We start from the raw sequence: 13995 nt of genomic DNA, 5'->3' as shown, positions 1-13995 counted from the left end.
GGAGAAACGGTGCGCCTCTACATAACCGGTGCGGACGGAAGTCTCGGCAAAGCCCTGGCACAGGAGCTGGGCGTCGATGCCCGTACGGTCGACTGGACCGTCCAGGGCGTCTCCGTCCACGACTTCGACATCGCCGACGAAGCCGCGGTCGCCGCATCCATCGACAGCTTCCGCCCCGACATCGTCCTGCATCTGGCCGCCATCTCCATCGTGGCCCCCTGCGAGACCGACCCCGCACTAGCTCTGCGCGTCAACGTCTCGGGCGTCCACCAGGTGGCCGAGGCCTGCCGCAGGAACGGCAGCCGGATGGTCTACATGTCCAGCGACTACGTCTTCGACGGCGTCAAGGCCTCGGCGGACGGATACCGGGAGAACGACGTTCCCAACCCGCTGAGCGTGTACGCCCTGACGAAGCTCGCCGGCGAGCAGATCGCGGCGCATGTTCCTGAGCACCTGGTGATACGTACCTCGTGGCTCTTCGGCGGCGCCGCCGAGAACAACGACGACGTCCTGGCCACCATCAGGGCGGCCGAGCGCGGCGAACAGCAGGAGCTGATCGACGATCAGTACAGCCGCCCGACCTACACGGTGGACCTGGCCCGCGCGATCATCCACCTGATCACACAGGACGAGTTCCCGACCGGCATCGTGCACGCCGCCAACGAGGGCAGGGCGACCCGCTACGAACTCGGCGCCTACGCCCTGATGCAGTACGACCCGAAGCTCAGCGCGGACCACCCTCCGACCGCGATCTCCTTCGACGACTGCGAGTTCGTCGGAGGCCGGCCCAAGGTCTCCGCCTTCAACACCGACCGACTGGCGCAGCTCGGCTTCGCCATGCCCGTATGGCGGGACGCCGTGGACCGGCACTGCACTGTGCTGGCCGGTCGGGCTGCATCCGAAAGGACCACCGCATGAGACTGCTGACCAGGGGCTCACGTGCCACGGATGTGTGGCGCAACTGGGCCGGCTCCGCCCAGTGCACCCCGCATCGTCTGGTTCGTGCGACCGACGAGGGCGACATCGTCGACGCCGTGCGGCAGGCCGCGAGCCGCGGCCTGACCCTGAGGGCCGCGGGGACGGGGCACTCCTTCAACCCCATCGCGACCACCAGCGGTGTGCTCCTCGATCTCACGGGCTACACCGGAATCGTCGCGCTCGACCCCGCGGCGCCCTCCGTGACCGTCCGGGGCGGGACCCTGCTCAGAGAGCTCAACTGGGCCCTGGACAAGGCCGGTCTGGCACTGTCCAACATGGGAACCCTGGAGGAGCAGACCATCGCGGGAGCCATCTCCACGGGCAACCACGGCAGCGGGCTGCACCACCGTCCGTTCTCCGGCCAGGTGCTGGGGCTCACCCTGGTGACCGCGGACGGCAGCGTCCGCTCCTGCAGCCTCGAGGAGAACCCGGAGCTTTTCCGGGCGGCGGCCACCTCCCTGGGAGCGCTGGGTGTGATCTCGACCGTCACCCTGCGCTGCGTTCCCAAGTTCAACCTGCGGGTGACGGAAGGCAGTCAGCCGCTGGAGAGCATCCTTGAAGACATCGAGGCGTACGCCGGCAGCGCGGAGCACGCCACGTTCTCCCTCAAGGGGTGGAGCGACAACGCGTCGACCCTCAAGCTCGAACCCTCCGACGCTCCCGTCTCCGCCGACGCCGCGCGCCGCCGGCGCGCCAACACCCTCGGCGAGGTGCGGTGCGCCACCGCCGGCCTGGTGGGGAGGCTCGACCAGCGGGCCGTACAGCGCGTCATGACCGCTCAGCTGGGCGGCAGTTCGGGACCTGCCGACTACGTCGACGTCAGTTACAACGCGTTCACCTTCCCGCAGCCGGTCAAGTTCCTCTCCCTCGAATACGCCCTGCCGCTGGAGAGGGCCACCGACGCGGTGCGCCACGTCCACGAGGACGTCAAGCGCTTTGGACTGCGGACGCCCTACTCGATCACCGTGCGCTTCGGTGCCGGTGACGACTACCTGCTCAGTCCTGCTCAGGGACGTACGACGGCCTATGTGAACATCACCGTCCCGCGCACCGTCGGCTACACCGAGCTCCTTCGCGTCTTCGAAGCTGCCCTGCGGGAGCACGACGGACGGCCGCATTGGGGCAAGGCGCACACTGCGACGGTGGACACCCTTGCGGACCTGTATCCGGGCTGGAAGGCGTTCCAGGACATCCGAGCCGAACTCGACCCCGAGTCCATGTTCACGAGTGACTACCTCAGGCGTGTGCTCGGCGGTACACGCCACGCGCGTTGATGCCCACCGACACGCTGCTGTGGGACTTCGACGGTCTCATCTGCGATACCGAGAGGGCCGCGTACCGGTCCTGGGAACTGCTCTACGCCCGGCACGGCCAGGTCTTCCCCGACGAGGTATGGGAAGCGATGGCCGGCCGGGCCACCGGGGAGTCGCACGCCGCACAGGACCTGGCCGGACGTCTCGGCCGGGACCTGTCCGTCGAGGAGATGACCGAGCGACGCGCCGTGAAGGCCCGGCTCGCGGATGCCGAACCCCTGCGGCCCGGGGTGGCGCGGCTGCTGGAGAACGCCGGACGACGGGGGATCCGGTGCGCCGTCGTCTCCAGTTCTGACGGGGACTGGGTACGCGGCCACCTGGAGCGGCTGCGGGTGCTCGACCGGTTCACCTTGGTGGTCACGGGCGAGCAGGTCGAGGCCCGCAAGCCCGCCCCGGACCTGTATCTGCGTGCCCTGGACCTGCTGGGCACCGGCCCGGACACGGGCCTCGCCCTGGAGGACTCGCCGATCGGTGTGGCGGCGGCGAAGGCAGCCGGACTGACCTGTGTGGCGGTGCCGGGGGCCCGAGGGGTGCGGACCGAGCTGATCAAGGCCGACATGGTCCTCGACAGTCTGGAACAGCTGGAGCGGTTCGACGTTCCGCGTAAGACGACAAAGGTGATGGACGCATGACGATGGAACAGGAACTCGGCCTTGGAGACATGTCCATCATGGACTCCTTGGTGCGAAACGATCGCGCCCGCCCCGAATGGCTGTGGCGCAGTGGTTCGCTCGTTCCGTGGGCGGAGGCGAACGTCCACATCAACGCGGTGGGCCACGCTTCGGTTGCCGCTGTCTTCGAGGGCATCAAGGCATACGTGTCCCACGACGGGACCAAGTTGCTGGCATTCCGTCTCGACGAGCATCTGCGGCGTCTCTACGAGTCCGCACGCATCGTCCGGCTCGACATCCCGTACGAGTTCGACACGCTGCGCGCCGCGGTGCTCGATGTCCTCCGGGCGAATGCCTATCGGGAGGATGTCTATCTGCGGCCCTGGGCCTTCCCCGCGGGCATCATCCAAGAACAGATGGTGCCCGCGGGCGTGGTGTGCGAACTGGTCGTGGACAGCTGGACGTTCCAGAGCGGACTCGGTACCGAGCGCGGCTGCCGTGCCGCGGTGAGCTCCTGGACCCGCATCAACGAGGCATCGATGCCACCACGGGTGAAGGCGTTCTCCAACTACCACAATGGCCGGCTTGCCATGATCGAGGCACGGGAGAACGGTCATGACTGGCCCATCCTCCTGAACGAACGGGGGAAGGTCAGCGAGGGCCCGGGGGCGTGCATCGCCGTCGTCCGCGGCGGTGTGGTCTCGACGCCTTCCACCACCAGCGGAATCCTCGAGAGCCTGACGCGTGACACGTCGATCACGCTGCTGCGGGAACTCGGGTACACGGTCGTGGAGCGAGACGTCGACCGGACCGAGTTGTACCTCGCGGACGAAGTCTTCTTCATGGGCACGGGATGGGAGATCCTCCCGGTGAACTGGGTCGACGGACTCAAGGTGGGGGAAGGGAGTGCAGGGCCGGTCACCCGCGCGCTGGACGAGGCGTACGCCCGGGTGGTGCGGGGGGCGTCCGAGGACCACGCGGACTGGCTGACGGAGATATCGTTTTGACCGGGCTTCTGCTCTGACCGAGCGGGCGCGGTCCGGGTGCTGCTCCTGGACATGCGACCCCGTGATGTCCTTAGCGATACTTCAAGAGGCCGCCCGCATCCGGGCCCGGACGACTGTCACCCCTGTCGATCAGATGACGTGGAGGTGGTGTCACCGGGCCCGGAGGCGTTGCCGGAGACGCTGATGAGAGGTCCGGTCGCCGTCCGGTCCGGCGCAGTGCCGGGCGGTTCACGGGAGCGGACTTGCTTGACAAAAGGCGTGGAGGCACCCTCGGTCCCCGAGGCGGTACCCAGACCCCGGCTGCCGTTACCTTCGCTCTACTGCAATGATGCTCGCCACTGGTGACTGTCAGCCAGAGTCGTACGTAGGAGAGAACTTTGACCCTCATTGAACCCGAGATGTCACCATCGTGGGCTGAAGAGCCCCCCGTGGAGGCAACACGCCAGCCGTCTCCGTCGAGACTGTCGGTCGCTGATGTGCTGACGCTCGGCAACGCGGTCTGCGGATTCTCCTCGATCTACTTCATCACGACCGCCGTTCTGGTCCCGTACCTCACGAACGGTCGTGGCGACGGCTCGGTGAGGCATGGTGCGGCCGCTGCGGTGATGCTCATTCTGATGGCCTCGCTCTTCGACCTGTGCGACGGGCTGGTCGCGCGGAGATTCCGCAGCTCCGGGATGGGGGCGGAGCTCGACAACCTGTCGGACCTCGTGAGCTTCGGCCTCGCGCCCGCATACTTCGTGTTGGTGTGGGGACTCGTCAGCGACGATGCCCATCTGGGACTCGTGGTCGTGGCCGCCGTCGCGGTGCTGCTGAGTGGTCTGCTGCGGCTCGCACGATTCTCTGTCACCACGATGCAGCACGGCATGTTCCAGGGCATGCCGATCCCGTTCGCCGCGCTTACCGTCGTCTCCATCGTCCTGCTCGAACTGCCCTTCGTGGTCACGCTGATCGCGGTCCTCGGTGTCGCCTGGCTCATGGTGAGCAGGGTCGAGTACCCCAAGCCCACGGGCCCGATGGCCGTCGCGACGGTGGCGTGGGCGGCCGTCAATATCGGTTGCCTGGTTGCCTGGGCCGCGGACATCCCCGGCGCCGAGATCCTCCTGGTGACCGGCTGCGCTCTCCAGCTCACCCTCGCAGCGGTGCTTCCCCTGTTCGCAACAGCGCGTCGCATCAACGGGGTACGCCACGCACGCTCTGCCGGGACAGTCTGACCGAGACGAAGGGGCAGCACGAAACCTCCCCAGGTCAGACATGCTCTGACCTGGGCCCGCCCGGGCAAGACGGCCTCGGTCGTCCTCTGACCTGCGCGAGTGCGCCTGTCAGGGGCTTTCAGCTTCATCTGGTGTCACGCGGTTCGTTCTCCCCATGCGCTCCCCAGCAGCTGTCGTACTCCCCGGATTCTCCCCACAGGAGGTCACACCGGAGACGCGGAGCCACAGATTGTCCGGGGCCGCCTACGAGGCAAGGTGGTCACGATCAGTGCTCGTTGGTAGCGGGAGAGCAGTGGGCCAGTTGACGGTCTCCTGCTGGACGGGGCGCGCTCCTGACCTCTCCGCAGTACTGGCGGGCCACCCCGACCGACTCCTTTCCGCAGTTGGGGAACGACACATTGCCGATCACCCATACCCTCGGCCTGACAACTCCGGTCAGCCGCCGTGCGATCCGCTGCCTGATCGGCAGCGGGTCGCACGGCGCCTGGTATCACGAACTGCTGCAGGACCCGCATGTTCCCGTGCGGCAGACGCTCGGTTGTCGGCTGGATCGACTCGCGCCGACCGTCGTGGCGCAGGTGGATCCCGTGCTCGTGCAGGTGCGAGAGACTCCCACGTCGGTGGGGAGCCGGCGTGCTTGCCGAGCACATCAACGACCGACCCCCACGCTGATGGCAGGGCTCGTGCGTCGGCAACGGCAGCGACCAGTGATGTCTCGGCACTCTGCCCTGTACCCAAGGGAATTCAGACATTGTGCGTAGGTGCGTGACACGGCGCGACATCTGAGGCTCACGTGAAATGAGAATTTCACGTTCCACTTCTTTCTGTGTCCCTGTATGCCGATTCTCAAGATCCGAATGTTTGCGTGGCTGAAAAATCTGGGTGTGCTTGCTGTTCGCATAGTCCAGGACTACCCTCTCGTCATGTCGGACCCGCTGCCGCCCACACCGCTCTTCGAAGCGATACCGGGCATCCTGTTAAAATGCGAATTCCTGCACCCTGGGCGCAGCCATAAGGCGAGGGTTGCCCGCGCATTGATCAGTGACGCGGAAGAGCGCGGCCACCTGAAGCCCGGAGATCGTAAAGTCCTGCTTGAGCGAACCGGAGGGAATCTCGGCATCGGCCTTGCCGCCGAGGCGAGGATCCGGGGATATGAACTCGTCCTTGTCACGGACCCCGGGTACTCCAAGATAAAGAAGGAACTGGCTGCCCGGTTGGGTGCCACTGTGGTAGACCGGGGTGCTTCCTATCCCGAGTGTGAGGACAACGAAGCCGCCGTTCAAATGCTCCTGCGCAAGCAGCCGGGGAAGTTCCTCTACCTGAACCAGTTCGGCAACACGGCCAACCCATTAGCCCACGAACAGGGCACGGGGGCCGAGATCCTCGCGCAGCTCATCGCCCGTGGATACGGGCGGAGCACTCCGCTGGCGCTGGTCAGCGGCCTCGGGACGGGGGCGACCGCTCGAGGTGTCTCCTCTGTGCTCCGGCAGTGGTTCCGCCGGGTCATGGTGATCGGGGTCGAGCCCCCCAACTGTGATCTGAGGGCCGGTCGCCACGGCATCCACGCTCTCCAGGGATTCTCCGTTGGGCAACCCGCCCCATTTTTCCCGAGCGCGGAACTCGACGAGATAATTCCCGTCACCGACGCTGAAGTCGCCGACGCCGGGCGGGAACTCGCCGAAAAATACCGGTTCTTCGTCGGCCCCAGTAGCTGCGCAAATTATGCTGCCGTCCAAAAATTTCGTTCTTCAAGAACCGATGCCTCGCTGTCCGATGCGGTATACGTTTCCTTTCTCTTCGACCGTGGAGAGGACTACGAGTGAAGGGCACGGTACCTATCCGGCGGATCCAGGCGGACATGCGGACGATTCTGCAACCGGTGTCGAAAGGACTCGCTCGTGCCGGACTCACTCCGGCCAGGGCGGTGGAGCTGATGCCCGGCGTTCCGCTGACGGTGCTTGAGGATCTGTACGCACTCACCACCAGGGATCCGGCAGCTCGGTCGAGTGCCGTCTATGCCTACGAGAGTTACCTCAGTTTTCGGGCATTGGTAGCCCACCGCGTTGCTCATGAACTGCACCGGCTCGGTGCCGGCATGCCAGACAGGCAGGGCGTCGGACACAGTCTCGCCACAGCCGCTCGCTGCATCGCTGAGGCGGCGAAAGTGGAAACGGGCGTCGAGATCCATCCGGCTGCCATGATCGGCAGCCGGATGGTCATCGACCATGGCTATGGGACGGTCATCGGTGAGCAGGTACGCGTCGGCGCCGATTGTTACCTGCTGCAGAACGTCGTCCTCGGCGCGCGCGCGATCAGGAGCACGCCCGACCAGTGGACCGGCCGACGGCATCCGCGCATCGGCAACCGGGTGGAGATTGCGGGAAACGTCGCCGTGTTCGGGCCGGTGACGATTGGGGACGACTGTCGTATCGAGGCTGGCGCGCGAATCGTCGAAGACGTTCCCGCGGGGTCTAAGGTCCGAGTCGTCTCCGTGGTCCAGGTGACGACGAGAAGATCCGGCATACAACCCGAGTCCGAGGCGTGCGCTCACGAGGCCGGTCATGTGATGTTGGGAGCGAACGGTGACACGCCTGGTCGCGCTGTCTGACGAGCAGTTGCGGGCCGGGCCGGGCCTGAAATGGGGCCGGGCACGCCCCGAAGTGATCCCGGCGGATGTTGCCGAACTCGACTTCGCGGTGGCGCCGGCCATACGCGCGGCCCTGTGGGATGCCGTGGACCGGTCCGACCTGGGCTATCCCGATTACACGACCGGCGCGCCGACCCAGCTGGCCGAACTATTTGCACATCGCAGCGAAGAGCAATGGGGGTGGCGCGCCAATCCCGCGGCAACGGAGGTCTGCGCGCAGATCACGCAGGCTCTGTGCTGCGCGATTTTGGCATTCACTCGGCCTGGTGACCAGATACTCACACACAGCCCGACGTATCCACCCTTCATCGAGGCGATCCGGTCACTCGGTCGGCGCCCGGTGCTGGTGCCGGCGGGAAACCTGAGCGAGGAAGCTGTGGCGACTGCGTGGGCCAAAGCCGCAGAAGAACGAGATATTCGGATGATAGTTCTCTGTCAGCCACACAATCCGACTGGCCACGTATTCGACTTCGGCACCCTGGAGGAGATTGCCAGGCTGGCCGTGGGTCGCAACGCTGTCGTATTTTCCGACGAAATTCATGCAGATATACTCTATGCCGGAACGGAGTTCCGTTCGATTGTTTCTGTCGGTGCCGCGGCCGACCGGACCATAGTGTTTACGTCCGCCGCGAAGAGCTTCAATATCGCCGGACTCCGCTGCGCCGTAGGGCACTTCGGGACCGCCGAGCTGCATGCGAGGTTCCGGAGGCTGCCGTGGCACCTGCGCAGTGGTGCGAGCGCTTTGGGTCTTGCCGCAACGATCGCAGCCTGGGAATCGTGTGACGAGTGGCTGGAACAACTGCGCACACAGTTGAGCGCGAATCGTGCCCGATTGTTGGAATTCTTGTCGAATTTCGATCAAGTGCATGTTCGGCCGCCGGCTGCTACCTATCTTGCCTGGATCGATCTACGTGCTGCGGGGATCGGTCCTGACGCGGGGTCGTTCCTGGAGAGCGCCGGGAGGATTGCGCTTTACCCTGGTAGCCTCTTCGGAGCCTCTCTGGGTGAGTTTGTCAGGCTCAATTTCGGCACCTCTGCGGCGCGCCTCGAAATCATACTCGAAAGACTGGGTGACGCCCTGGAAGGGTGTCACAGGAAAGGGAGTAAAAGGTGAAGGTCATCGGTTTGCTGGGTGGTATGAGCTGGGAGTCGACGGATTACTACTACCAGCAACTCAACCGGGGAGTGCGGGAGCGGCTCGGCGGCCTGCACTCTGCCAAGATTCTTCTGCATTCCGTCGATTTCGCAGAAATCGAGGCACTCCAGGAGAACGGGGCCTGGGAAGAGGCCGGAAAATACCTCGGCCAGCGTGCACGGCAGCTCGAACTGGGTGGTGCCGACTGCGTTCTGATCTGCACGAACACCATGCACCGTGTCTACCCCGATGTGCAGGACAGTGTCGGTATTCCCGTCCTGCACATCGCGGATGGCACTGCGGACGCGCTGGAGCGGGCCGGCATCGAGAAGGTCGCGCTTCTCGGCACGCGGTACACGATGGAACAGGCCTTCTACCGGGACCGTCTAACGGCGCGGGGGCTCGAGGTTCTGGTCCCGGAGCCGGAGGAGCGGGCACGCGTTCACAAGATCATCTACCACGAGCTGTGTCTCGGGCAGGTACTCGACTCCTCTCGGGACACCTACCTGCGGATCGTCGAATCGCTCGCTGTCCGAGGAGCCGAGGCAGTCATCCTCGGGTGCACAGAGATCGGCCTGCTGATTGACGAGCACACCAGTCCGCTGCCCGTCTTCGACACCACTCTCATCCACGTCCAGTCGGCATTGGACTGGGCCCTGAGGGCATGACCGGGTCGGCTGTCACGGAGTCGCTCGATCGACTGGACGCCACACTGGCAGCCCGCCCGGGACTTCGCCTTCGTGTCGTATGCCCGTCCCAGGAGTTCTCCGCCGAGGAGATGACTTTCGGCCTGGGGCGCTGGCTGTCATCCTCGCGGGGTTTGTGGGAGTCGCTCAGGGTCGCATCGGAGCCTGACGCCGCCCTCGTCGTGCTTCAGGCTCCGCCGGTGGGGAGGGCGGTCGAGGGCTATCTTCTGGGACTCGTGCGGCCGGGTGCCACGTCCCGTGCCGACCGCCGCGCCCGTCATGCCCTGGTGGAGATCGACGATGACAGTGAGCGGCATCTGAGCGAGAAGGTACTTGCGGACGCTCGGCTCGTCGGGAGACTGCGACGAACTATCCAACTGGCCAGGCGGGCAGGCCATAGGGTTGACGGGCTGGCGTGCTTCGCTTCAAGCCGGCGCATGGCGGCCCTGGCCGACGTGCTCGGCCTCGGCCTCCTGGAGGCCGATCCCCGGCTGCTCGGCTGGGGTGACAAGTCGGGGAGCAGGCAACTGTTCCGCGCCGCTGGTGTGCGCCATCTGCCCGGCTCCTACATGGCAGACCGCGACGTCCCGTCTCTGGCCGCGCGACTGGCCACGCTGGTACGCGAACACGGTCCCGGTCAGTGGGTCGTCAAGCTGGATCGCGGATTCGGCTCGGGGCATGGCAACGCCTTCGTGGACCTCCAAAGCAGCTCGCGGGCCGGCATCGAGCAGGAGTTGCTCACCTCTCTGCGCCCAGCCGGCGCCGGCGTCCGCCGTGAGCAATTCCTCGAGTGGCTCCAGAGGGTGGGCGCCATCGCGGAACGGCGAGTGCAGTACCCCCCAGGCACCAGCGTCGGTGCGCCCAGCGCCCTGGGCCATCTCAGCGTCGGCCCTACCTCTGAGGCTCGTATGGTGTTACTGGGGATACACGACCAACTCGTGGGAGCCGCAGGGGACTACCTCGGGTGCCGCTATCCGGCGCGGTTCGACTATCGGGCCCAAGCGGCTGATCAGGCGGCCAAGGCGTTCTCGGCGCTGGCCGCGCGTGGCGTCGTGGGCCACGTGGGCGTCGATTTCATCGCCGCCCCGCCTCTGGACAGGAGCGGGATTCCCGTCCTCTACGCCACGGAGATCAACCTGCGCCAGACCGGCAGCACCCACCCGAACCGCACCGTCCGAGCCGTAGTCCCGCACGCCTTCGGAGCTGCGGGGGAACTCGTGGCGCTGGACGGACATGAGATCTTCTTCAGCGCGACCGACAGTGTCCTGATCCCCTCATGCCGCGGTCTGCCAGCGGCACATCTCATCTCGGCACTGCGTCGCTCCCCACGATTGTCTCTCGACACCAAGCAGGGGCGGGGCGTTGTCCCGCACCTCTGGCCGGCTCTCGACCGCTTCGGAAAGATCGGGGTGACTGCGATCGGCCGCTCGGCCACTGAATGCGATCAGCTCACGAACGAGTTCACCGAACTGCTCGTACGCCTCGGTGAATCCGTACCTCGCTCCCGCATCCTTCTCTGACTGCGCGGCCGTCTTCAACGACGACGCCTCAGTTGTCGCATCACCTCCTGGGCGCGCACAGTTCGGGGATGATCACGCCCCAGCACACGCATAAAGCCGTCCAGGACGGTCTGGTGCTCAGCCTCGGCCTCGGTGACCAAGCCCAGGGAGTGCAGCACAATCGCAAGATTCGACCGGCTCGTCAAAGTCGACGGATGCAACGAGCCGCGCAGCTGCGTGAAGCCGTCCAGAGCTTCGGTGTGCTCCGCCCTGGCCTCAGAAAACCGCCCAAGACCGTGCAGCACCACACCAAGATTGCCGCGACTGGTGAGTGTTGATGAGTGTCCAGGGCCAAGGATCCGTCGAAAACCCTCCAGCACAGCTCGCTGTTCGTTCTCAGCCAGTGCCGTCCTGCCCGACAACAGAAGCAGGGCTGCGAGAAAGTTGCGGCTGGTGAGAGTGGAGGGATGGTCGGGCCCCAGAACTCTGGAGAAGTCGGCTACGACCGCCGTGTGCTCCTTCTCTGCCTCCGTCGTCCGGCCCAGAGCCTGAAGGACGACGGCCAGGTTGGAACGGCTGGTCAGCGTGGACGGATGATCGGGACCGAGCACCCGGGCGAATCCGTCGACGACGGCACGGTGCTCCTCTTCTGCCTCCCCCACCTTGCCGCGTGCTTGTAGCACCACGGCAAGATTCTCGCGGCTGGTGAGCGTCGAGGGGTGGTCGGGGCCCAGCACGCGCGCGTAGCCCTCGTACACCGATCGGTGCATCTCCTCGGCATCGTCCAGGCGTTCGACCGCGTGGAGGACCAGCGTCGGGCTGCCGCGGCTGGTCAGCGCATCTGGATGATCCGGGTCGAAGACCCGCGTGCTCGTGTCGAGGACAGTCCGGTGTTCCGCTTCGGCGTCCTCCAGCCGGCCCAGCGATCTCAGTACCGCGGCGGTATTCGGCGAACCCGCGGTCAGTTCGGCTTCTGCGGTAGTGAGCAGCCGCTGGTACGCCGCCATGACGGCGCAGTGCTCCGCCTCGGCTGCGGCAACCTGCCCGAGGTCGTGAAGGACGAACGCGTGGTTGTTGCGGTTGGTCAGTGTGGCCGGGTGATCCTCGCCCAGGTCCCGCTTGCGGATGTCGCTGACTATCCGATGTTGCGCCTCCGCCTCCTCCAGCCTGTCCAGGTCGTGCAAGACGAGGGCCAGGTTGTTACGGCTCACCAGCGTGGCGGGGTCGTCCATGCCCAAGACCCGTATGCGGGCTTCGAGCACGGCCCGATGTTCGGCCTCGGCCTCCCGCAGTTTGCCCAGCACCCGCAGCACGGCAGCGTAGTTGCCGCGACTGGTGAGGGTCTCCGGGTCGTCCTCTCCCAGCGAGGCGATCCTGGCATTACGAACGCTCTCGTACGCTCTCAGCGCGATGACGTACTTGCCATGGGCGCGGGCGATGGTTCCGATTCGCATGGAATCCGCTGCATCCGCGAAGCCCAGGGCCGCCGTGAGCACGGCGTCGGAAACCGGTGAAGCGGCGGTCCGAGTCGTCTCGTCCACGAGGTAGTCGTAGACATCCACCGAGTCGTGACCCACCGGCGTAAGCAGAGCCGTTGTCGTGCGGACCTCCGTCGCCCACTCCCAGGCCTGGTTCAGCGTTTCGCCCTGGAAGGGAATGCCGCCCCGGTTGGGGACGTAGAGGGCGGCGAGTTCTTCGAGTTGCATCCGCGGCAGGGGAGCGGTTACACCGGCACGGCGGCAGTCGACCGCTGCGGAGACGAGTGCTGCGCCGCGTACGTGCTCTCCGCCGTCCCGTGCCGCGTGCCACAGGTGCAGCAGCTCTGGGCCGGCGGACAGGTACTCTGCGATACCGAATCGGTCCGCCTGGTTCAGCGCCGCCGTGATGCGCGGATCCCAGGTGCGTGTCGCGGCTCGGTCCCGCTCTGCGGGGGAGAACATCCGCGGCAGATCGATGCGGTGGGCCAGCGCCAAGGCATCCATTACATCGCGGTGAAGCGGACGAGAGGCATTGTCCGCCCGCAAATAGGTGTCGAGCTCCGAGGCCCTGATCGTAGCCAGGACGACGCGGTGCTGCCCGTTCGAGTCCAGGAACCTGGTGATCAAGTTGCGTGAGACTCCGCCGTCGCCGAGGAACCGCTCCAGGTCATCGAGCCAGAGCACGGCGCGCGGCGTGCCGCTGGTTTGCTCTATCGCATACGGCAGAGCGGTCCGCTGCTGCGGGGCGACGAGCGTGTGCTGAGGCAAGGTCGCGGTAAGTGCTTCGTAGGCGGCACGCGACTTGCCCGCCGTCGAGTCACCAACGATGAGCACGAAGGCTCCAGCGGCCAACTGCTCCTTCAGTTCATCATCGATATCGCGTGGAACGTAGGGGGGCTGGCTGGTCGTGGTCCGGCCCGTCGTGCGGCGCGCCGCGTGCACACCGAGCCAGGTGGGCTCTACCACTTGACGCACGAGCGGCAGATTCCCCTTGGTGGTGAGGCAGCCGTCTCTTACGAAGGTCGCATTCTCCCGGTCCTGCTGGAACCTTTCGAAAAGGCTGTCCTTCCAAAAACCGGCGAAAACAGCTACCACTGCGGCCAGTCCCAGGGCACTGGCGACGATCACCGGCGACTTGAATCGAGCTGCCGCCAAGATCCCCGGCAGCGCTAGGACGGCAGCTCCTCCCGTGGCGAGTAGAACCAGCTTGAGATGCTTGGCCATATTCCCCCGAAGTGGCGACACTCAGTCGTGGTTTCCGACTAAACCATCGAGCGCCGTTCTTGCCTAGGGCCCCTGCGGGCCCGTCCTGATCCCTTCCGCCGCCCCGGTACCACAAAGCATGTGCTGCACTTTTAGTAACAGGGGCACATTCGAATATCGTGGCCAGGAAATTACATAGGGTTTGGCGTCGATGACGTAGGGAC

Annotated in this window: 11 protein-coding genes and 1 pseudogene; 10 read left to right on the top strand and 2 right to left on the bottom strand. The window is 65.7% G+C overall.

Going from position 1 to position 13995, the window contains the following annotated elements:
* Positions 1-9: 9 nt before the first annotated feature.
* The 5 genes from OG485_RS08370 to pssA all read left to right on the top strand — a co-directional run bounded on the left by OG485_RS08370 (position 10) and on the right by pssA (position 5123).
* Entirely contained in the window at positions 10-918 is a 909-nt protein-coding gene (locus tag OG485_RS08370) for an SDR family oxidoreductase (RefSeq protein ID WP_328665432.1), read from the top strand.
* Positions 915-2252, top strand: coding sequence for a D-arabinono-1,4-lactone oxidase (locus OG485_RS08365; RefSeq protein ID WP_328665429.1), 1338 nt, complete (start codon positions 915-917; stop codon positions 2250-2252). The genes OG485_RS08370 and OG485_RS08365 overlap by 4 nt, the downstream gene beginning before the upstream one ends.
* Complete coding sequence (locus OG485_RS08360) at positions 2252-2923, top strand: HAD family hydrolase (protein ID WP_328665427.1); 672 nt, start codon at positions 2252-2254, stop codon at positions 2921-2923. Before OG485_RS08365 ends, OG485_RS08360 begins: the two co-directional genes overlap by 1 nt.
* Positions 2920-3909 (top strand): branched-chain amino acid transaminase, encoded by a 990-nt coding sequence (locus tag OG485_RS08355; RefSeq protein WP_328665425.1) that lies wholly within the window; start codon positions 2920-2922, stop codon positions 3907-3909. Before OG485_RS08360 ends, OG485_RS08355 begins: the two co-directional genes overlap by 4 nt.
* A gap of 398 nt (positions 3910-4307) precedes the next feature.
* A complete protein-coding gene (gene pssA / locus OG485_RS08350; RefSeq protein WP_328674282.1) occupies positions 4308-5123 on the top strand; it encodes a CDP-diacylglycerol--serine O-phosphatidyltransferase in 816 nt (271 codons plus the stop codon).
* 268 nt (positions 5124-5391) lie between these two features.
* Here pssA and OG485_RS43990 read toward each other — a convergent pair.
* Positions 5392-5692: pseudogene (locus OG485_RS43990) on the bottom strand (transposase); the annotation flags it as partial.
* 267 nt (positions 5693-5959) lie between these two features.
* Here OG485_RS43990 and OG485_RS08340 point away from each other — a divergent pair.
* From OG485_RS08340 to OG485_RS08320, 5 genes are all read left to right on the top strand, one after another.
* The gene (locus OG485_RS08340) at positions 5960-6946 is read left to right on the top strand and encodes a PLP-dependent cysteine synthase family protein (RefSeq protein ID WP_328665423.1); all 987 of its coding nucleotides are present in this window, start codon (positions 5960-5962) and stop codon (positions 6944-6946) included.
* On the top strand, positions 6943-7731 hold the full coding sequence (locus OG485_RS08335) for a serine O-acetyltransferase (protein ID WP_328665421.1): 789 nt from the start codon (positions 6943-6945) through the stop codon (positions 7729-7731). Before OG485_RS08340 ends, OG485_RS08335 begins: the two co-directional genes overlap by 4 nt.
* The gene (locus OG485_RS08330) at positions 7706-8884 is read left to right on the top strand and encodes a MalY/PatB family protein (RefSeq protein WP_328665419.1); all 1179 of its coding nucleotides are present in this window, start codon (positions 7706-7708) and stop codon (positions 8882-8884) included. The genes OG485_RS08335 and OG485_RS08330 overlap by 26 nt, the downstream gene beginning before the upstream one ends.
* The gene (locus tag OG485_RS08325; protein WP_328665417.1) at positions 8881-9573 is read left to right on the top strand and encodes an aspartate/glutamate racemase family protein; all 693 of its coding nucleotides are present in this window, start codon (positions 8881-8883) and stop codon (positions 9571-9573) included. Before OG485_RS08330 ends, OG485_RS08325 begins: the two co-directional genes overlap by 4 nt.
* A gap of 455 nt (positions 9574-10028) precedes the next feature.
* Positions 10029-11111, top strand: a complete 1083-nt coding sequence (locus OG485_RS08320) for a hypothetical protein (RefSeq protein WP_328665416.1) — start codon at positions 10029-10031, stop codon at positions 11109-11111.
* A 14-nt stretch (positions 11112-11125) separates the two neighbouring features.
* On the opposite strand, the gene OG485_RS08315 is transcribed toward OG485_RS08320, so the two are convergent.
* A complete protein-coding gene (locus OG485_RS08315; protein WP_328665414.1) occupies positions 11126-13792 on the bottom strand; it encodes a tetratricopeptide repeat protein in 2667 nt (888 codons plus the stop codon).
* Between the last annotated feature and the right edge of the window lie 203 nt (positions 13793-13995).

It is taken from the genome of Streptomyces sp. NBC_00328 (assembly GCF_036139655.1).
In the GTDB taxonomy this organism is placed as follows: domain Bacteria; phylum Actinomycetota; class Actinomycetes; order Streptomycetales; family Streptomycetaceae; genus Streptomyces.
The sequence above is the reverse complement of the archived record's forward strand: the minus strand, read 5'-3'. Positions and strand labels throughout refer to the sequence as shown.

Bases quoted from the DNA above. Each gene is read 5' to 3' on its own strand.
- OG485_RS08365 (WP_328665429.1), top strand. From the start codon at position 915: ATGAGACTGCTGACCAGGGGCTCACGTGCCACGGATGTGTGGCGCAAC.
- OG485_RS08360 (WP_328665427.1), top strand. From the start codon at position 2,252: ATGCCCACCGACACGCTGCTGTGGGACTTCGACGGTCTCATCTGCGAT.
- OG485_RS08355 (WP_328665425.1), top strand. From the start codon at position 2,920: ATGACGATGGAACAGGAACTCGGCCTTGGAGACATGTCCATCATGGAC.
- pssA (WP_328674282.1), top strand. From the start codon at position 4,308: ATGTCACCATCGTGGGCTGAAGAGCCCCCCGTGGAGGCAACACGCCAG.
- OG485_RS08340 (WP_328665423.1), top strand. From the start codon at position 5,960: ATGCCGATTCTCAAGATCCGAATGTTTGCGTGGCTGAAAAATCTGGGT.
- OG485_RS08320 (WP_328665416.1), top strand. From the start codon at position 10,029: ATGGCGGCCCTGGCCGACGTGCTCGGCCTCGGCCTCCTGGAGGCCGAT.
- OG485_RS08315 (WP_328665414.1), bottom strand. From the start codon at position 13,792: ATGGCCAAGCATCTCAAGCTGGTTCTACTCGCCACGGGAGGAGCTGCC.